Source organism: Hamadaea flava, from assembly GCF_024172085.1.
GTDB lineage: Bacteria > Actinomycetota > Actinomycetes > Mycobacteriales > Micromonosporaceae > Hamadaea > Hamadaea flava.
In genome coordinates this window covers 1,329,358-1,347,118 of record NZ_JAMZDZ010000001.1, presented here as the reverse complement: position 1 = coordinate 1,347,118, position 17,761 = coordinate 1,329,358, and the positions used below count along the sequence as shown (strand labels likewise).

The following is a 17,761-nucleotide window of genomic DNA, read 5'->3' as shown; positions in this document are numbered from 1 at the left end:
TAAAGACCGCATGGCCTTGGGAGAGCCCACGGGGAGGCGCGCCCCGACGCTGGAGGACGTCGCGAAGGTGGCCGGCGTGTCCCGGGCCACCGTCTCGCGCGTCGTCAACAACACCCGCAACGTCGACCCGGCGCTGCACTCGGTCGTCTGGGACGCCGTGGCCGCCACCGGCTACGTCCCCAACCGGGCGGCCCGATCGCTGGTCACCCGGCGGACCGACGTCGTCGCGCTGGTGGTCTCCGAGGCCGAGAACCGGACCGCCGACGATCCCTTCTACAGCCGGTTCCTCGGCGACCCCTTCTTCGGCCGGGTGCTGGGCGGGGCGCTCAGCGTGCTCGCGCCGTTGGGCGTACACGTGCCGTTGACCTTGGTGGGCTCTGCCGCCGCCCGGCGCAAGCTGATCTCCGATCTGCGGGGCGGCCAGCTCGACGGCGCGTTGGTGATCTCGTTGCAGCCGCAGGACCCGCTGCCGCGCCAGCTGGCCGAGGCGAAGGCCCCGGCAGTCCTGTTCGGACGGCCGTCGCTGCCGACCGCCATCGACTACGTGGACGTCGACCAGAACGCGGCCGCCAAGCTCGCCGCCGAGCACCTGCTGACCCGGGGCTGCAAGCGCATCGTGTCGGTCGCCGGTTCGCTCGACATGCCGGCCGGGCACGACCGGCTGACCGCGTTCCGGGCCGCGCTGGCCGACCACGGGATCGCCGACGTGCCCGCCGAGGAGGGCGGGTTCACCCAGGAGGGCGCTGAACAGGCCATGCAGCGCCTGCTCAAGAAGCACCCGAAACTCGACGGGGTGTACGCGGCCAGCGACGTGATGGCGCAGGGAGCCGTCCATGTGCTGCGCGAGGCGGGCCGGCGCGTCCCCGAGGACGTGGCCGTCGTCGGCTTCGACGACAGCAGCGCCGCCTCGTCCTGCCGCCCGCCGCTGACGACCGTACGCCAGCCGGTGGAGGACATGACCGCGGAGATGGCCCGGATGCTCATGTTCCACCTGGAGCATCCCGCCGCGCGGACGACGTCCGTCGTGTTCGAACCCACTCTCGTGGTGCGGCAGTCCGCCTGACGCCCTCTTGACAGGGGGAGCGAGCCGTCGCATGCTCGCTCGGAGAGCGCTCTCCGATTCACTCCGAAGGAGCCGCATGCGGTCTTTCCTGTATCGGCTGGACGTCAAGGGCTCGCCCTACCTGTACGTCGTGCCGTTCTTCCTGATCTTCGCGAGCTTCGGGCTGTTCCCGTTGGCGTACACGGGATGGGTGTCGCTGCACGAGTGGAACCTGCTCGAAGACGACCACCCGTGGATCGGCCTGGCGAACTACACGACGCTGTTCACCGACTCCAGCTTCTGGAACGCGCTGCGCAACACCGCCCAGATCTGGGTGCTGTCGACCGTCCCGCAACTGGTCGCCGCGCTGTTCCTCGCCAACACCCTCAACCAACGGCTGCGAGCACCGACGTTCTGGCGGCTGACCGCGTTGCTCCCCAACATCACCTCGGTCGCCGCCGTCGCGCTCATCTTCAGCCAGGTCTTCGGCAAGGAGTACGGCCTGGTGAACTGGGTGCTCGGCCTGTTCGGCGCGGGGCACATCGACTGGCAGGCCGGGACGGCGTCGTCCCAGGTGGCCATCTCGGTGATGATCATCTGGCGGTGGACCGGCTACAACGCCCTCATCTACCTGGCCGCGATGCAGGCCGTGCCGCGCGACCTCTATCAGGCCGCCGAACTGGACGGCGCGAGCGGCTTCCAGCAGCTCACGCGGATCACCCTGCCCGCGATCCGGCCCACCGTCATCTTCACCGTCATCGTTTCGACCATCGGCGGCATGCAGGTGCTCGCCGAACCCCTGCTGTTCGGCGGCTCCTCGACCACCGGCGGCTCCGATCGGCAGTTCCAGACCCTCGGCCTCTATCTCTACGAGGCCGGCTTCACCCGGTTCGACTTCGGGTACGCCGCGGCGGCGGCCTGGGCCATGTTCGGCGTGATCGTGCTGGCCGCCATCGCGAACTACTTCCTCACCAGCCGTCTGCGGAGGTCCTGATGACGACGTTCACGCCCACCCGATCCGGCTCTCGGGTCGCCGTCGTCCGGGGCGTACGCCGCAAGCCTTATCGCGCCGAGCGGCGGCCGGGGAAGCTGGCGTACCTGACGCTGGCCGGGCTCGCCGTCTTCTCCGGCTTCCCGATCTACTGGTCGCTCGTGGTCGCCTCGCAGGACAACTCCGTGCTCGGGGCGGTCCCGCCGCCGTTCGGGATCGGCAGCCACTTGTTCGAGAACCTGGACCGTGCCTTCGGCACCGTGCCGTTCCTGCGCGCGCTGACCAACTCCTTCGTCGTCTCCGGCGCGATCACGGTCAGCGTGGTCCTGTTCTCCACCTTGGCCGGATTCGCCTTCGCCAAACTGCGCTTCCGGGGCCGAAATGCGCTGCTGCTCATGATCGTGGCGACGATGATGGTGCCGACGCAGCTCGGCATCATCCCGCTCTACCTGATCATGATCAAGGCCCATCTCGCGGGCACGATGTACGCCGTGATCGCGCCGTCGCTGGTGAGCGCGTTCGGAGTCTTCTTCATGACGCAGTTCCTGCGCGAGGCGGTGCCGACCGAACTCCTCGAAGCGGCCCGCGCCGACGGGTGCTCCACCATCCGCATCTTCTGGCACGTCGTGCTGCCCGCGTCCCGACCGGCCGCGGCCGTCCTGGGCATGCTGACCTTCATGACGGCATGGAACGACTTCTTCTGGCCGCTGGTCGTGCTCACCCCGGAAGACCCGACCGTGCAGGTCGCACTGTCCACTCTGGCCAGTGGTTACGTCCAGGACTACTCGCTGTCGCTGACCGGCACGCTCATCGCCACCGTGCCGTTGCTGGCGCTGTTCGGCATCCTGGGCCGCCACATCATCGGCGGCATCATGCAGGGCGCGGTCAAAGGCTGACAGCGCTCTGATCAGAGCGCCCATCCAGTGCGCGTGAGGAAGGCCAGCCGGGCCCGCTTCTCCGGGAGGTCGACCTCGGTTCCGAGGACGAACCCGGCCCGCATCAGCCGCTCGTGCGCTTTGGTGTTGCGCGCGTCGGGCTCGGCGACGACACGCGTACGCGACGGGTCGGCGAACAGGTAGGCGAGCAGGACGCTCAGGAGCGCTCCGGTGAAGCCGGGCCGGCGGCCGTCGACGGGTGGCCCGATCAGCAGATGTACGCCGATGTCGCCGGGCTCGACCGGGTAGCACTCGCCGACCGGGTCGGCGTCGGGCTCATAGGTCTGGAAGAGCGCGACCGGCTGCCCGCCCAGCACCGCCAGGTACGCGTGATGCGTGTCGAGCGAGTCCAGGTACTCATAGATCTCCTGAACGCGGGCGAGGTCGGCGTCGCCCATGCCCCAGAAGCGCGCCCGCTCCTCGGTGACCCACCGGTGGAGCAGGGGAGCGTCGGCGACCGGTTCGACCGTACGCAGACCCACCTCGCCGAAGCCGGGCACTTCCTGCGTGAAGACCGTCATCGCGTACCTCGTCCCGAGCGCAGTTCTCGCCAGTCGGCGACTACCGGCAGCAGGTTCCCGGCCAGCCAGGACGGCAGTTGATCGCGGTAGTGGCGGGAACCGGGATCGCCGGACGACCCGAACGGGACGACCCAGCCGCTGTCCTCGCGGCGGGCCACGTTCCAGGCGTACCGGGCGGCGGGGGCGCGGAAGCAGTGCTCGGTCACCCCGGGCACGCTTGACGTCGCCAGGACGCAGTCGTGGTCGCCGGCCACCCCCGGCCAGTCCTCCTCAGTCGGAACGGCTTGCCAGGGTGCGATCCGGTGCACAGCGCTCCACACTGGATAGTCCTGGGCGGCGGCGTCCTCGACGGCCGAGCGGACGATCTCCAGCAGGTCGCCCGGCGGGATCAGGTCGCTGCGCAGCAGGTGCTCCAGGGCGTACGCGATCCGGGGGCGGGCGGCCAGCCAGGGCTGGAAGATCGCGGGGTGGTCGTTCGGCGCGCTCAGGGCGGCCAGCTCCGGATGCCTCGCGAGGCCGTTGACGACCGCTCCGCGGACGGCGGCGAACAGGGTGGCGTCGGTGCTGTCGGCCGCCATCCGCCGATCCCAGCCGACGAGCCGATGCTGGGCCTCGGCCGCGCCGAGGGATAGCTTGTCGAGCTTGGCGACCAGGTACAGCAGCGGCTCGGCCGAGGCCAGGTGGGTGTCGGTGTGGATCTCGGCGACGGCTGCCCCGGACTCGATGAGCGATCGGATGCGGTCGGCCCGGTGCGCCGGCGCGAACTCCACGCCCAGCTCGGCGGCGATCCCGCGCTGGTTCGCCATCACGGCGACGTCACCGACCGGGGCGCTCGGCATCGGCTGCCAGCCCGTCCACGCGTACGCGCCCTCGTCAGCGGGGACGACGTAGCGGCGGTTTGCCTCCGGGCGCTGCGGCACGAGGCCCGCGACGCGATGCAGCGTGCCACCTGCGGTGTCGGCCGCCAGCACCACGTTGACCGGGAACGCCCAGTCGTCCAGGGCTCGGTCGACGTCCTCGACCGTCCGGGCGCGGAGCAGCGCGGGCAGCGCGGCGAAGCCCATCGTTGTGCGTACCATCGCGGGATCGCGGAGACTGAGCGGCGCGGACTCGGCGGTGACCACGGGCCCGCGGTCGGTCTCGATCGTCTCGACCACCACGGGATCGCCGCCCGCGACCTCGACCACCTCGGTACGCACATCGGCCGCGCGCCAGCCTTCGGGGCCGAGCGCCTCGACCTGGCCCTCGCGGCGCCGGAGCTGCTCGGCGAACAGGTCCTGATAGTCGGCCATTGCGTTGGTGACGGCCCACGCGACGGAGCCGGTGTGTCCGAAGTGGCCGATGCCCGGACAGCCCGGGATGGCCAGCCCGATCACGTCATACTCGGGACAGGCCAGCTGAATCTGCTGGTAGACCCCGGGATCCTCCAGGATCCGATGAGGATCCCCGGCGATGGTCGTCCCCTCCGCAGTACGCGCGAGCCAGCCGTTGCTGCCCGCGACATAGGGGCCGTCCATGGCGAACAGGTCGACGGCGTGCTCGCCGATCCGCTCGCGGACCAGGCCACGCCAGAGCTTCGCGGGCAGCCCGGTGAACAGGACGTGCCCGCCGAGCCAGACCGCCAGCGGCGTCCACTGCTGCCACGTCGGCTGCGGCAGACCGGCGTTCACACCGTCCACATAGGCCCTAACCCAGGTACGCGTCGCCGCGTCGAGGGCGTCGAAACAGCGCCGGGCGGTGGCGGCGATCCGGGCACGCCGGGCGAAGACGTCCCACTCGACGGCGTCCGGCCCGAGCAGCGCGGCGCTCGTGCCCTCGGCGCGCCGCCGTTCGACCTCGAGCTGCGGGCCACGGTCGAGCGCGGTCACCTGACCCTGCCCGAAGGCCAGCTCCGCATGGCCGCCCGCGCGGACGTGGGGGATGCCCCAGGCGTCCCGGTAGATCTCGATCACGCTCGCCTCTCGGTCTCTTAGGTTAGGCTGCCCTAATGTAGCAGAGCCCTCGGCCGGGCTCCATTCCCTGCGGATCGCGGACACGCATGCGAAACCGGGCCGAGGCGGCATGCGTAGCCGTGATCTGCAGCCCAGCGGAAAGCCCCAGCGAGGCATGTAACGCGGGCGTAATGGGGGCGGGGTAGCGTCACGGGCGTTACGTAACGGGCGTGATGAAAAAGAGGTGAGCGTGCCCCGGCAGGTCGACCACGCGCAGCGCCGCGAGGAGTTGTCCCGCGCGGTCTGGGAGGTCGTCGGCGCCCACGGGCTCGACGGGCTGACACTGCGTACGGTGGCGGCCGCGGCGCAGTGCACGACCGGGCGGGTGGCGCACTACTTCGAGAACAAGAACGCGCTGCTGATCCACGCGCGGGACGTCATGCACCGGCGGATGGCGGCCCGGATCGACGAGCTGCCGGAGCACGACGATCCCCGTCGGCATCTGCGGTCGGTGTTGCTGGAAGGGCTGCCGCTCGATGAGGACCGCCGGCTCGGCTCGACCGTGTGGGCGTACTTCCTGCTCGCCGCCCGCACCGATCCGGAGCTACGCCGGCAACACGACGTACGCCATCAGTCCTGGCTCACCCGGCTGACCGGGTTGCTGCGTCAGGCGTACCAGTCGGATGGGGGACTGGTGCCCCGCGATCTGGAACGGCGCGTGCGAGCCCTGGTGGCGGTGGTGGACGGGCTGTCGCTCAGCGCCGTCGCCACACCTGAGATGTACCCACCGGACCTCATCGTGGCGGTCCTGGACACCCACCTGAGTCTGTTGTGGATGGGAATCGAATGACCACTGTAGAGATCGTGGAGACCTACGCCGAGGACGCGCGGGTGGAGCCGCTCGTGCGGGAGCTGCGCGCGGAGCTGGACGCCCGCTACCCGGAGGAGATCGAGTTCGATCACCCGCAGGTGAGGGAACGGGCGCGGTTCCTGCTGGCACTGGTCGACGGGCAGGCGGCCGGCTGTTGCGCGCTGCAGGCGCTCGGCGACGGCGACGCGGAGCTGAAGCGGATGTACGTGCGGCCGGGCCACCGTGGACTCGGGATCGGCCGCCGCCTGATGGGCGCGGTCGAAGACCTGGCTGTCGCGAATGGACTGACAAGCATGCGGCTCGAGACCGGACCCCGGCAGCCGGAGGCGATCGCGGTCTACGAGCGGGCGGGCTTCGTCCGCATCCCGAACTACCCGCCCTACGACCAGTGGGAGCTGAGCCTCTGCTACGCCAAGGCGCTCAGCTCGCCCGGCCGCACCAGCCCGCTCTCGTAGCCGAGGACGACCAGCTGGGCACGGTCGCGGGCGGCGAGCTTGGCCAGCAGCCGGCTCACGTAGGTCCGCGCGGTCGCCGCACTGATGTGCAGCCGCGCGGCCAGCTCGGCGTTCGATCGGCCCAGGGCGATCTCGCGGAGCACGTCGCGTTCGCGGTCGGTCAATGTGCCGAGGAGCTCAGGCCGAGTGCGTACGCTCGTGTAGCTCGCGATGACCTTGCGCGTGACGGCCGGTGAGAGCAGCGCCTCGCCCCCGGCCACCACCCGGATCGCGTGCCGCAGGTCGCCCGGCCGGATGTCCTTCAGCAGGTAGCCGGACGCGCCGTGCCGCAACGCCGCCGCGATGTGCTCATCCTCGTCGAATGTGGTCAGCACCAGGACCCGGACGTCGCGCAGCTCCGGGTCCGCGACGATGCGCCGGGTCGCCTCCAGCCCGTCCAGGCCGGGCATGCGGATGTCCATCAGCGCCACGTCAGGTCGCTCTCGTCTTACCAGAGACACCGCGTCGCTCCCGGTCGCGGCCTCGCCCACGACCGCGATGTCCCCCTCACTCTCGGCAAGGGTACGCAGACCGGCGCGGACGAGTTCCTGATCGTCGACGATCACTATCCGGATCACGTCAGCCTCACCGGGAGCGTGGCGGACACGGTGAACCCGGCCTTCTCCTCGGCCGCCGTGACGCTGCCGCCGAGGAGGCGGGCGCGTTCGCTCATGCCCCGGATGCCATGGCCGGTCGGTGCGATCGGCCCGCCCCGGCCGTCGTCGGTGACCGCCAGTCGCAGCGTGCCACCGTCCTGACGCAGTGCGATGTGGACGTTCCGGGCGTGGGCGTGGCGGATCACGTTGGTCAACGCCTCCTGGACGATCCGGTACGCCGCCGCGTCGATGGCCGGCGAGATCCGATCGAGCTGGGTGTCTACATCGGAGCGTATGGTGAGGCCGGCCGCCGCTGCCGACGCGATCAGCCCGTCGAGATCGCGCAGCGACACGACAGCGGTTCTAGTGTGGTCGTCTGCCCGGTCGTCTGCGCCGTCGCGTTTCGGGTCGGTGGCGCGGTCGTCTGCGCTCAGCAGGCGGACGGTGCCGCGCAGTTCGCGCATCGTCTGCTCGCCGGTGTCGCGGACTATGCCGACCGCCTTGGCGGCGACCGCCGCGTCGCCCCGTTCGATCGCCTCGGCGGCTACGTTCGTCTGCAAGGCGATCACCGACATCGTGTGCCCGATCGAGTCGTGCAGGTCGCGAGCGAGCGCCTCGCGTTGCCGCTGCATCCGGTGCTCGGCCTCCCTGGTCAGCCGTTCCTGTTCGTCGCGGCGGATCACCCGGCGGGAGCGTACGCCGTCGCCGAGCGCGATGGCCGCCGCCAGGAGCGCCACGTTGGAGATCAGCTCATAGCCGAGGAGGTACGCGGCCGGCTCGCCGCCGCGGAAGCGGAAGTACCACGACACCGAGACCACCACCACCGCGGTGACGATCGCGGGCCGCAGCAGCCCCAGCTCGGCCGCCGAATAGAGCGCGGCGGCGACGGGCACCGCGACGCCGATCGCCGGGTACCCCATCGTGTAGTACGCGAACAGGCCCAGCGTCGTCGCGACGAGCACCGCCCTGGGCGTACGCCGCCGGATGAGCATCAGCGCGCCGAAGCCCACCGCGAACGCGTACGCCGCGATCCCGGGCATGACCCCCGCCGCCCGGTCGACCCGGTCGGTGGCGATGATCAGCGCGATCGCCAGCGTCACGAAGGCCCCGAACAGCAGGTCCACCACCCAGGGCGCGACTGGATGATCGGCCCGCGCTTGCTCCATGGTCCCGATGCTAGGCCGCCCGCGACCTGCTGAACGTCGCCTGACGACGACTTCCGGGGTCAACCGGTGACGACCCTTAGGGGCGGCGAGGCCGGTCGAGAGTCGCGATCGTGGTCCGATGGCCGGGCGCCCGTTCGTTCCTAGCGTTGGCCGCATGGAAGACGTCAAGCAGTTCAACGATGGGCTCCGGCGGCTGCCGTGGCCACTGATCCTCGGGCTCGGCGGGCTCGCCCTCGTGCATCCGCTGGTCAGCGTGACCGGGCTCGCCGACACCTTCGGCGACGCCGTCACCCACCTGTCCGTCCTCGCCGCGATCTCGGCGATCTGGATCGCGGTCGTCGGCCTGAGCCGGATCGAGCGGCCGGTACTCACACTGACGGCGGCCGGGGCAGCGTACGGGCTGATCGAGCTGGCGATCGGCGGCGTGGTGGGAGTCTTCGCCGACGACCCGGGGGCCGGGCTCGACCCGTCACTCCTCGGGTTCGCCCTCATTCCGGTGCTGCTCACGAACGGGATCTGGGGCGCGCTCACCGGCCTGCTCGCGTTGCTCGTCCAGCGGCTGCGGGGGCTGCGATGACCTCCCGCATCTCCCGCCGTGCCCTGCTGACCGCCGGTGGCGCCGCCCTCACCGGGGCTGGGCTCGCCGGATGTGACGGCATCATCGCCTCCGGCGGCGCCAACAACAGCGCGCAGGGCAGTGCGGGCAGCCTCCTGACCAGCAAGCTCGATCTGCCGGGCCGGTTCCAGGTCCCGTTGCCGATCCCGCCCGTGCTGAAGCCGGTACGCACCGATGGAACCACCGACTATTACGAGATCACGCAGAAGGCGGCGAAGGCCGAGATCCTGCCCGGCGTCTCGACGACGGTGTGGGGCTACAACGGGATCTTCCCCGGACCCACGCTCGTTTCCCGGGCCGGCCGGCGTACCGTCGTCACCCATCGCAACGAGCTGCCGGTGCCGGTGTCGGTGCACCTGCACGGTGGCAAGGTGGCTCCGGAGCACGACGGCTATCCCACCGACCTCATCATGGGCACCGGCCCGCATGACGGTCACAGCGGGCGGATGACCACCGGCCCCCGGGACTATGTCTACGAGCTGGACCAGCCGGCCGCCACGCTCTGGTATCACGACCATCGCATGGACTTCACCGGACCGCAGGTCTATCGGGGGCTGGCAGGCTTCCACCTGATCCGCGACGATCTGGAGGAGTCGCTCGGGCTGCCCACCGGCGATCGGGACATCCCGTTGATGATCGCCGACCGCGCGTTCGAAGCCGACGGCTCCTTCCGGTATCCCTCGGTCGACCCGTCGCTGGCGAACACCCCCGGCGTCACCAAGGACTACGTCAGCGGCGTACTGGGGGACTGCGTACTGGTGAACGGGGCTCCGTGGCCGGTGCTGGAGGTCGAGGCGGCTCGCTACCGGTTCCGCGTCCTCAACGCCTCCAACGCCCGGCGATACAAGCTCACCCTCGATGGGGGTGCGTCCTTCGTCCAGATCGGCAGCGACCTCGGCCTGCTCGAACGTCCCGTCCGGACGAAGACGATCGAGATAGCCCAGGCCGAGCGGTACGACGTCATCGTGGACTTCTCCGGCTTCCCGCTCGGCAAGCAGATCACTCTGCGCAACGGAAACGGCCGGGGCGGAACGGCGGACGTGATGCGGTTCGTCGTCACGCGTACGGCGTCGGACGACAGCCGGATCCCGGACAAGCTCGCCGCCCGCGAGCAGCTCAGCCCGGACCAGGCAGTCGCCGAACGGCAGATCGTCTTCGCGCGGGGCGGAGCCGAGATGAACGGCATGACATTGTGGACGGTGAACGGCCGGCCGTTCAGCGAGGATTACGTCGTCGCGCGCCCCAAGCTCGGCACCGTCGAGAAGTGGACGATCCGAGCGTTGAACGTCGAGCACCCGTTCCACATCCACCTGGCCGGATTCCAACTCCTGAACGGCTCGGAGCAGGGATGGAAGGACACCGTGAACCTCGACAACGGCGGCCGGGCCGAACTGCTCGTGAAGTTCGCGGGATATCGCGGCAAGTACGTCCTGCACTGCCACAACCTCGAACACGAGGACATGATGATGATGGCCAACTTCGAGGTGGTCTAGCAGCTCTCTGCCGCCGGCTGGTCGACCGTGTCGTCCAGCCGGGCGGCCGCTTCGCTGTCCGGTCGTCGCCGGGTCTTTTTCGGCCGGTCGCTGCCGAAGTGGCCAGGTTGCTCGACGGCTGTTGCCGTGGCGACCGTCAGCAGGGTGCGGACGGCGAGGTCTGCGTCGTCCGGGTCGGCCGGGACCAGTCGTAGGACACGGTGCGCCGGTGGATCGAGCGGGATCGCGACCAGGCCCTCGGCTCCGGTCAGGGACAGCTCGGGAACGACCGTCACCCCGAGCTGCTCCCGGACGAGGGCGAGCAACGTCGCCATGTCACGGATCCGGCGCTGCGGTCGCAGCGGCTCGCCCGCGTCCGCGTACAGACGGTGCAAGAGCGGCTCGCATCCGTTGTCGGACAACAGGAACGGATCGTCGGCCAGCTCGGCGAGCTGGACCGACGGCTGCCCCGCGAGCGGATGGCCCGGGTCGACGACGGCGAGCATCCGATCGCGATGCAGCACCACGCCGGACGCCTCAGCGGCTGGGTCGCCGTCGAGGTCGGCCACCACCCCAGCGTCGACGAGCCGGTCGTCGAGCCACGTCCGGACCTCGGCGTCGCTGCCCTCCAGGAGAACCACGGCCACCTCGGGAAGGCGGACGGCGTACGCGGCGATCAGCGAGGGCAGGAGCTGACCCGCGCTGGGAAAGGCGGCCACGCGTATCCGGCGTCGGCGTCGCCGGGTGGCGGTGGCGGCGACTTCGCTGATCCGTTCGACCCGGGCGACGGCTTCTCGGGCGTGCCCGATGATCAGCTGCCCGTGCACGGTCAGCCGCACACCACCCCGCGTACGCGTGACGAGCGGCAGCTGCAGCTCCCGTTCGAGCGCGGCGACCACGTGGCTGACGCCGGACTGGGTCAGGCCGAGCGTCACGGCCGCCTTCGTGAAGCCACCGGCGTCGGCGACCGCGACCAGTGCCCTCAACTGCGCCAGGTTCATGACTCAGCCTCATGCTTCCCAGAGTTGTACATGTTGGACTTGTTCTAGCCCGTCCCCGCACAGTAATGCGCGTGACGATGCCTCGCCGGTCCAGCCTGCTCACCCTGATCGCCGTCGCCGCGCTGTGGGGCGCGTCGTTCCTGTTCATCCGGATCGGCGTACGCGATCTCGGCCCGGTCGCGCTGATCGAAGCCCGGGTCGCCCTCGCCGGCCTGGCGTTGCTCGCGATCGTCACTGTCCTGCGGCGGCGTCCGTCCTGGCGCGATCGGTGGCGTTACCTGATGCTCGGACTGTTGTCGGCAGCCGCCCCGTTCACTCTGATCGCGGCGGCCGAACTCCACCTGACGGCGTCCCTGGCGGCGATCCTCAACGCGACCACGCCGATGTTCAGCCTGCTGCTGTCGGCCTGGTGGCTCCGCGAGCCGCTCACCGTACGCAAACTGGCCGGGGTCATGGTCGGCGTACTCGGGGTGGCGGTGCTCGTCGGGCTCGGGCCGATCGACCCCGGCCCGGTCCTCTGGGCATCCGTAGCGGCCAGCCTGGTCGCCGCCCTGCTCTACGCCGCCGGCGGGATCTACGCGGCGACCCGGTTCAGCGGCGTCGCGCCCATCTCGGTGGCCACCGGCCAACAACTCGCAGCGGCCGTGCTGCTGCTGCCACTCGCGGCGGCGCTGCCGCCCGCGGAGCTGCCCGGCCCGTCCGTGACAGCGGCGGTGCTGGCCTTGGCACTGGCGTGCACGGCATTGGGCTTCGTGCTCTTCTATCGGCTGGTGGCCCAGCTCGGCTCGACCGGCGCGCTCACGGTGACCTACCTGGTGCCGGTGTTCGGCTCGGCTTGGGGCGCACTGTTCCTCGGCGAACGCCTGTCCATCGGCGCGGGACTCGGCCTGCTCCTGGTGCTGGGCGGCGTCGCCCTCGTCACCCGCCCCTCCGCCCCGACCCCCGCCTCCGCTCCCGATCCCGCTCCAGCCCTCGCTCCCGACGCCCGCTCCGGGCCGGGGGCGAGCCGTGTTGATCATGGAGTTAGCTGTGGCGTCGCCGGTGTGTCGTCTCCGGAAACTCCATGATCAACGGCGCGAGGGGTGGGGTGGTGGGTCGACGGGGTGGGGAGGGTGAGGAGGGCGGCGGATAGGGCGGGGTCGCCTGCCACGGAGTGTGGTACGCCGCGCTCGGTGAGGGCGCGCGTGAGGGCGGCGGTTACGGCGGTACGCCCGGTGAGCAGGCCGCCGGCGAGGACCACCGGTCCGGCCGGCGCGCCGAGTTCGTCGAGCGTACGCAGCAGTTCCGTGGCAGCTTCGTCCACTAGGGATACACCGGCGACCGGGTGGTGCACGAGCGCAGCAAGTACGGCGACCCGTCCGGGCCGAAGTCCGGCGACGGCCTGCACCTGTGGCGGGCGCGCTGGTGGACCCAGGGCTCGGAGCCGGGCTGGACGGCGCAATGGGAAGACCTCGGGCGCTGCTGACCCTGGTCCTCCCGGAGGGTTCCCTGCGGATCACGGTTGTGCATGCTTCGGTGGGCTGATTTGGCCTGCGTAACCGTGATCCGCAGCTATCAGTGAGCCGTCGCTGAGCCGATGCGCGGCCGTGCCAAGTTGGCGCGGTCGCGCGTCGATGTCTTGACATCGACCGGGATGGTCGCGAGTCTCTTGCCAGAGAGCGCTCTCTCATCCGTCCCCCGGCAGGACGCACCGCCGCGTCCTGCCCACCGTCCCCAGGGAGCCGCTCATGCCTGCCCGCTCTCGGAGAACGTTTGCTCTCCTCGCCTCCCTCGCCCTCGTGCTCGGGCTGACGACGGCCGTCGGCCTCGCGACCCGCGCCGGGGCGGCGCCGACCCTGATCTCCCAAGGCAAGGCCGCCACCGCGTCGTCCACAGAGAACGCCACCTTCCCCGCGTCGGCCGCCGTCGACGGCAACACCGGTACGCGCTGGTCCAGCGCGTTCAGCGATCCCCAGTGGCTCCAGGTCGACCTGGGCGCCACCGCGACCCTCAGCCAGGTCACGCTGAACTGGGAGGCGGCGTACGCGACGGCGTACCAGGTCCAGGTGTCCGCCGCCGCAGGCGGTCCCTGGACGACGATCTACAGCACCACCACCGGAACGGGCGGGGTGCAGAACCTGAGCGTGAGCGGCTCCGGCCGGTACGTGCGGGTGAACGGCACGGCGCGGGCCACCGCGTACGGCTATTCGCTGTGGGAGTTCCAGGTCTACGGGGAGTTCACCACCTCCGCCTGCGGCACCGGCAACGCCGCACTCAGCAAGCCGGCCACCGCCTCCTCCACCGAGAACGCCGGAACCCCGGCGAGCGCCGCGGTCGACGGCAACACCGGTACGCGCTGGTCGAGCGCGTTCGCCGACCCGCAGTGGCTCCAGGTCGACCTCGGCTCGACGCAGACCGTCTGCCAGGTCACGCTGACCTGGGAGGCGGCGTACGCGACGGCGTACCAGGTGCAGGTGGCGGCCTCGGGGAGCGGTCCCTGGACATCCGTCTACAGCACCACCACGGGCACCGGCGGAACCCAGACCCTCACCGTGAACGGCTCGGGGCGCTACATCCGGGTCTACGGCACGGCTCGCGCGACGGCGTACGGCTATTCGCTGTGGGAGTTCACGGTCCGCACGACGGGATCCACCAGCTCGCCGAGCCCGACGCCGACCCCGTCGCCGACGAGCGACTCGTTCTGGGGCGACACCAGCACCATCCCGCCCGCCACGAACGTCGTCATGGTCAAGGTGCTCAACCGCACCAACGGCAAGTACCCCGACAGTCAGGTGTACTGGAGTTTCAACGGGCAGACCCACTCCATCGCCGAGCAGCCCTACCTCGACATGCCCGTGAACTCGGCCGGCCGGATGTACTTCTACCTCGGTTCGCCGACCAGCCAGTACTACGACTTCATCGAGTTCACCGTGGGCGCGTCGGTCTTCAACGGCAACACCACCCGCGTCGACGCGTTCGGCGTCAAACTCGCGATGCGCCTGCACGCTCACGACGGGTACGACGTGTCGGTCGGCGAGGACCAGGCCACCTTCGCCGAGGACCGAGCGGTCACCTTCCAGAAGTTCATCAACGAGGTACCGCAGGAGTTCAAGGTACTGGCGCAGACCCAGGCGCCTTACCGCATCATCGCACCCGGCAGCGACCCCAGCTTCCGGACCGGCGGCGTCAACGCCGCCTACTTCACCAGCTACGCCAATACGGTCGGGGTCTCCGCGCCCACGTCCGACATCTTCGGCTGCGCCGGCGTCCTGGCCAACGACGCCGGCATGTGCTCGGCGCTGAACCGGCACGTCGCGCACCTGCCGCAGGCCCAATGGTCGACGCCCAGCCTGTACTACCAGGCCGGACCGGCCAACTACTACGCCAAGTTCTGGCACGACCACGCCATCGACCGGCTCGCGTATGGGTTCCCCTACGACGACTACGCAGGGCAGTCGTCGTTCGTCTCCCACGGCAATCCCCAGTACCTTCTGGTCGCCGTCGGTTGGTGAGCGTCCGCGCCGGGGATCGGGCCCACCGGTCCCCGGCGCACCCCCCCGCGCTTGCGGACACGTGCTGCACTGGCCGAATGCTGACCGAGATCGAGACCCGCCTGACCGCGGCCGCCGCGGCCCTGAGCGAGCAAGAGGTCACCGAGGCCCGTCGCGAAGACCTACTGGTACGCCAAAAGGCGTTGCACGATCAAGTAGCGGAGTTGCGCGTACGCGCGACGACGGAGCAGCGGGACGTCGACGCGCTCGGGCGGCTGTCGCTGAGTTCGGTGCTCGCCACGCTCCGGGGGCGCCGGGACGAGGCGCTGGCGCGGGAACAGGCCGAAGCCGTGGCCGCCGCGTTCAAGCTCGCCGACGCGGAGGCGAGGCTGGCCGCGGTCGACCGTGAACATTCGGCCGCCGAGGCTCGGCTGCTCGACCTTGGCGACGCGCGGTACGCGTACGAGCAGATCCTCGACGAGAAAGAGGAACTCCTGGCGCGGGCGGGCGGACCAGCCGGACGCCGCCTGTTGACGCTGGCGGCGGACCGCGGACGGCTCGACGGGGAGATCACGGAGCTGGCCGAGGCGATCGACGCGGCCGAGGCGGCCGCCCAGGCGCTGGCCGCCGCACAATCGTTGCTGAGCAGCGCGTCGGGCTGGTCCACCTACGACACGTTCTTCGGCGGCGGCGCGCTCAGCAGCACGATGAAGCACGATCGGCTCGACGCGGCCGCCCGCGCGGTGGGGGAGGCGAGTGAGCTGCTGGCCGTCCTGCGGACCGAGCTCGACGACGTCTCCGGGTTCCGCGTCCAGCTGCCGAATCTAGCCGTCGACGGCATGACCCGTTTCCTCGACGTCTGGTTCGACAACATCTTCACCGATCTGAAGGTGCGGGAGCAGATCCGGGAAGCCCGGATGGACCTCGAACTCTGTGCGGACGCCGTCGGCGAGGTACGCGGTCGGCTCGATGCCCGCCGGCTCGCGGCGGCCGACAAGGCGGCGAAGCTGGAACAGGAACGCCGCGACCTCCTCGGGGCGGCCTGATCGGTGAGAGGATCAAAGGGTGCGCATCGGGAACTGGGACGTGCGGCCGCTCGGCGGCGCGACAGGCTGCCTGATCATGATCGCCGTCTCGATCGGGCTGTCGATCCTGCTGACCGTCCTGCTCAACGTGGTGTTCTGACGTCGTGTACTGACGTCGTGTTCTGAGGAGTGGCCGTGGCAGTGGCCGTCGAACCGGTGACCCCGCTGACCCCGCGACCGGTACGCCGCCGGTTGCTGGTCCAGGAGTGGCGGCGGCTGACCCTGCTGCACTGGCCGATCGACCCCGCGCTGGTCGCCGGACTCCTGCCTGCCGGTACGCGCCCGGACACCCTCGACGGCGTCACCTACGTGGGGCTGGTGCCTTTCGAGATGTACCGCGTCGGGCTGCTGGCCGGACCGGGGTTGCCCTACCTCGGCACGTTCCCCGAGACCAACGTACGCCTGTACTCCGTGGACGACGCGGGCCGCCGTGGGGTGGTGTTCCGATCATTGGACGCCGCACGGCTGATCCCGGTCCTCTGTGGCCGGGCCGCGCTGCGGCTTCCGTACATCTGGTCGTCGATGCGCATCCAGCGTTCGGAAGACCTCATCACCTACACCTCTCGCCGCCGCTGGCCCGGCCCGCGTGGGCTGCCGAGCCGGGTGACGGTACGGATCGGCGCGCCGATCGCCGAGCCGAGTCCGCTGGAGCGGTTCGTCACCGCGCGCTGGGGTCTGCACGTGTCCTGGTACGGCCGTACGCTCTACCTGCCCAACGAGCATCCCGAATGGCCGTTGCACCGGGCCGAACTCCTCGACCTCGACGACGGCCTGCGCGAGGCGAGCGGCGTACCGGTGCCGGACGGGCCGCCGGTGAGCGTGCTCTACTCGCCGGGCGTACCGGTGAAGTTCGGGCCGGGCCGGTTGCTCTAGGGCGCCTGCATGCGACGTGGCGTCACGAGGCCCGCCTCGTACGCGTACACGACGGCCTGAGCGCGGTTGGTCAGGCGGAGCTTGACCATGGCGCGGTTGAGGTGCGTCTTCACCGTCGCCTCGGAGACGACGAGCTGATCGGCGATGTCCTGATTGGACAGGCCGCGGGCCACCCAGCGGACGACTTCGAGTTCCCGCGCGGTCAACGTGGCGAGCTGGTCGGCATACTCGCCGGCGCCGGGCACCCCCGACGGCGCGTACGCCTCGATGAGCCGCCGGGTGACGGTCGGCGCGAAAAGCATGTCGCCCGCGGCGACCGTGGTGACCGCGGCCAGGAGGCGCTCGGGCGGCGTGTCCTTGAGGAGGAAGCCGCTGGCCCCTTCGCGAAGCGCTTGGTAGACGTATTCGTCGAGATCGAACGTCGTCAGGATCAGGACCCGCGGCGGCGGGTCGCCCTGCGAGACGATCTGGCGGGTCGCGGAGATGCCGTCGAGACCGGGCATCCGCACGTCCATCACGACCACGTCGGGACTGTGCTCGGCCGCCATCGCGATCGCCTGCTTGCCGTCGGCGGCGTCGCCGACGACTTCCATCCCCGGAGCGGCGTTGAGCAGAGCTACCAAGCCGGCCCGGATCAGAATCTGATCATCTACGACGAGGACCCGGACCACGCGCAGGATAGTACCGTGCGGAGTCG

General features: G+C 70.4%; 19 protein-coding genes. 13 read left to right on the top strand and 6 right to left on the bottom strand.

Annotated features, from left to right (window positions below):
• The first annotated feature begins 10 nt into the window (after positions 1–10).
• From HDA40_RS06600 to HDA40_RS06590, 3 genes are all read left to right on the top strand, one after another.
• On the top strand, positions 11–1,063 hold the full coding sequence (locus HDA40_RS06600) for a LacI family DNA-binding transcriptional regulator (RefSeq protein ID WP_253753014.1): 1,053 nt from the start codon (positions 11–13) through the stop codon (positions 1,061–1,063).
• A 76-nt stretch (positions 1,064–1,139) separates the two neighbouring features.
• The gene (locus tag HDA40_RS06595; protein WP_253753013.1) at positions 1,140–2,036 is read left to right on the top strand and encodes a carbohydrate ABC transporter permease; all 897 of its coding nucleotides are present in this window, start codon (positions 1,140–1,142) and stop codon (positions 2,034–2,036) included.
• Positions 2,036–2,929 carry a carbohydrate ABC transporter permease gene (locus HDA40_RS06590; protein WP_253753012.1) on the top strand — a complete coding sequence of 298 codons (894 nt, stop codon included), beginning with the start codon at positions 2,036–2,038 and terminating at the stop codon, positions 2,927–2,929. The genes HDA40_RS06595 and HDA40_RS06590 overlap by 1 nt, the downstream gene beginning before the upstream one ends.
• Positions 2,930–2,940: 11 nt before the next feature.
• On the opposite strand, the gene HDA40_RS06585 is transcribed toward HDA40_RS06590, so the two are convergent.
• Together HDA40_RS06585 and HDA40_RS06580 are read right to left on the bottom strand one after the other, a co-directional pair.
• Entirely contained in the window at positions 2,941–3,489 is a 549-nt protein-coding gene (locus HDA40_RS06585; protein WP_253753011.1) for a GNAT family N-acetyltransferase, read from the bottom strand.
• On the bottom strand, positions 3,486–5,438 hold the full coding sequence (locus tag HDA40_RS06580; protein WP_253763579.1) for a penicillin acylase family protein: 1,953 nt from the start codon (positions 5,436–5,438) through the stop codon (positions 3,486–3,488). Before HDA40_RS06580 ends, HDA40_RS06585 begins: the two co-directional genes overlap by 4 nt.
• A gap of 226 nt (positions 5,439–5,664) precedes the next feature.
• On the opposite strand from HDA40_RS06580, the gene HDA40_RS06575 reads away from it, so the two are divergent.
• On the top strand, positions 5,665–6,270 hold the full coding sequence (locus tag HDA40_RS06575; protein WP_253753010.1) for a TetR/AcrR family transcriptional regulator: 606 nt from the start codon (positions 5,665–5,667) through the stop codon (positions 6,268–6,270).
• Positions 6,267–6,746, top strand: coding sequence for a GNAT family N-acetyltransferase (locus tag HDA40_RS06570; RefSeq protein ID WP_253753008.1), 480 nt, complete (start codon positions 6,267–6,269; stop codon positions 6,744–6,746). Before HDA40_RS06575 ends, HDA40_RS06570 begins: the two co-directional genes overlap by 4 nt.
• Here the strand turns inward: HDA40_RS06570 and HDA40_RS06565 are convergent.
• Entirely contained in the window at positions 6,698–7,363 is a 666-nt protein-coding gene (locus HDA40_RS06565) for a response regulator transcription factor (protein ID WP_253753006.1), read from the bottom strand. The genes HDA40_RS06570 and HDA40_RS06565 overlap by 49 nt on opposite strands.
• Positions 7,360–8,547 (bottom strand): sensor histidine kinase, encoded by a 1,188-nt coding sequence (locus tag HDA40_RS06560; protein WP_253753004.1) that lies wholly within the window; start codon positions 8,545–8,547, stop codon positions 7,360–7,362. Before HDA40_RS06560 ends, HDA40_RS06565 begins: the two co-directional genes overlap by 4 nt.
• Before the next feature lie 154 nt (positions 8,548–8,701).
• On the opposite strand from HDA40_RS06560, the gene HDA40_RS06555 reads away from it, so the two are divergent.
• Positions 8,702–9,124, top strand: a complete 423-nt coding sequence (locus HDA40_RS06555; protein ID WP_253753002.1) for a hypothetical protein — start codon at positions 8,702–8,704, stop codon at positions 9,122–9,124.
• The gene (locus HDA40_RS06550; RefSeq protein ID WP_253753000.1) at positions 9,121–10,656 is read left to right on the top strand and encodes a multicopper oxidase family protein; all 1,536 of its coding nucleotides are present in this window, start codon (positions 9,121–9,123) and stop codon (positions 10,654–10,656) included. Before HDA40_RS06555 ends, HDA40_RS06550 begins: the two co-directional genes overlap by 4 nt.
• Here the strand turns inward: HDA40_RS06550 and HDA40_RS06545 are convergent.
• Complete coding sequence (locus tag HDA40_RS06545; protein ID WP_253752998.1) at positions 10,653–11,636, bottom strand: LysR family transcriptional regulator; 984 nt, start codon at positions 11,634–11,636, stop codon at positions 10,653–10,655. The two genes, HDA40_RS06550 and HDA40_RS06545, sit on opposite strands and share 4 nt — an antisense overlap.
• Positions 11,637–11,713: 77 nt before the next feature.
• Here HDA40_RS06545 and HDA40_RS06540 point away from each other — a divergent pair, with 77 nt between their 5' ends.
• The 6 genes from HDA40_RS06540 (at position 11,714) to HDA40_RS06515 (ending at position 17,064) form a co-directional block, all read left to right on the top strand.
• Complete coding sequence (locus HDA40_RS06540) at positions 11,714–12,703, top strand: DMT family transporter (RefSeq protein WP_253763578.1); 990 nt, start codon at positions 11,714–11,716, stop codon at positions 12,701–12,703.
• Between the two features lie 86 nt (positions 12,704–12,789).
• The gene (locus tag HDA40_RS06535; protein ID WP_253752996.1) at positions 12,790–12,942 is read left to right on the top strand and encodes a hypothetical protein; all 153 of its coding nucleotides are present in this window, start codon (positions 12,790–12,792) and stop codon (positions 12,940–12,942) included.
• Between the two features lie 18 nt (positions 12,943–12,960).
• Complete coding sequence (locus HDA40_RS06530; RefSeq protein WP_253752994.1) at positions 12,961–13,101, top strand: hypothetical protein; 141 nt, start codon at positions 12,961–12,963, stop codon at positions 13,099–13,101.
• A 262-nt stretch (positions 13,102–13,363) separates the two neighbouring features.
• Positions 13,364–15,127, top strand: coding sequence for a discoidin domain-containing protein (locus HDA40_RS06525; RefSeq protein ID WP_253752992.1), 1,764 nt, complete (start codon positions 13,364–13,366; stop codon positions 15,125–15,127).
• Positions 15,128–15,204: 77 nt separating this feature from the next.
• Positions 15,205–16,152, top strand: a complete 948-nt coding sequence (locus HDA40_RS06520; protein WP_253752990.1) for a hypothetical protein — start codon at positions 15,205–15,207, stop codon at positions 16,150–16,152.
• Positions 16,153–16,326: 174 nt separating this feature from the next.
• Positions 16,327–17,064: a YqjF family protein gene (locus HDA40_RS06515; RefSeq protein WP_372502849.1), complete on the top strand. Its 738-nt coding sequence runs from the start codon at positions 16,327–16,329 to the stop codon at positions 17,062–17,064.
• Here the strand turns inward: HDA40_RS06515 and HDA40_RS06510 are convergent.
• Entirely contained in the window at positions 17,061–17,735 is a 675-nt protein-coding gene (locus tag HDA40_RS06510; protein WP_253752988.1) for a response regulator transcription factor, read from the bottom strand. The two genes, HDA40_RS06515 and HDA40_RS06510, sit on opposite strands and share 4 nt — an antisense overlap.
• Between the last annotated feature and the right edge of the window lie 26 nt (positions 17,736–17,761).

What these genes read in the sequence shown, in the direction of transcription:
- HDA40_RS06555 (WP_253753002.1), top strand. Translation starts at nt 8,702, where the DNA reads ATGGAAGACGTCAAGCAGTTCAACGATGGGCTCCGGCGGCTGCCGTGG.
- HDA40_RS06590 (WP_253753012.1), top strand. Translation starts at nt 2,036, where the DNA reads ATGACGACGTTCACGCCCACCCGATCCGGCTCTCGGGTCGCCGTCGTC.
- HDA40_RS06540 (WP_253763578.1), top strand. Translation starts at nt 11,714, where the DNA reads ATGCCTCGCCGGTCCAGCCTGCTCACCCTGATCGCCGTCGCCGCGCTG.
- HDA40_RS06595 (WP_253753013.1), top strand. Translation starts at nt 1,140, where the DNA reads ATGCGGTCTTTCCTGTATCGGCTGGACGTCAAGGGCTCGCCCTACCTG.
- HDA40_RS06600 (WP_253753014.1), top strand. Translation starts at nt 11, where the DNA reads ATGGCCTTGGGAGAGCCCACGGGGAGGCGCGCCCCGACGCTGGAGGAC.
- HDA40_RS06545 (WP_253752998.1), bottom strand. Translation starts at nt 11,636, where the DNA reads ATGAACCTGGCGCAGTTGAGGGCACTGGTCGCGGTCGCCGACGCCGGT.
- HDA40_RS06570 (WP_253753008.1), top strand. Translation starts at nt 6,267, where the DNA reads ATGACCACTGTAGAGATCGTGGAGACCTACGCCGAGGACGCGCGGGTG.
- HDA40_RS06560 (WP_253753004.1), bottom strand. Translation starts at nt 8,547, where the DNA reads ATGGAGCAAGCGCGGGCCGATCATCCAGTCGCGCCCTGGGTGGTGGAC.
- HDA40_RS06525 (WP_253752992.1), top strand. Translation starts at nt 13,364, where the DNA reads ATGCCTGCCCGCTCTCGGAGAACGTTTGCTCTCCTCGCCTCCCTCGCC.
- HDA40_RS06585 (WP_253753011.1), bottom strand. Translation starts at nt 3,489, where the DNA reads ATGACGGTCTTCACGCAGGAAGTGCCCGGCTTCGGCGAGGTGGGTCTG.
- HDA40_RS06550 (WP_253753000.1), top strand. Translation starts at nt 9,121, where the DNA reads ATGACCTCCCGCATCTCCCGCCGTGCCCTGCTGACCGCCGGTGGCGCC.
- HDA40_RS06520 (WP_253752990.1), top strand. Translation starts at nt 15,205, where the DNA reads ATGCTGACCGAGATCGAGACCCGCCTGACCGCGGCCGCCGCGGCCCTG.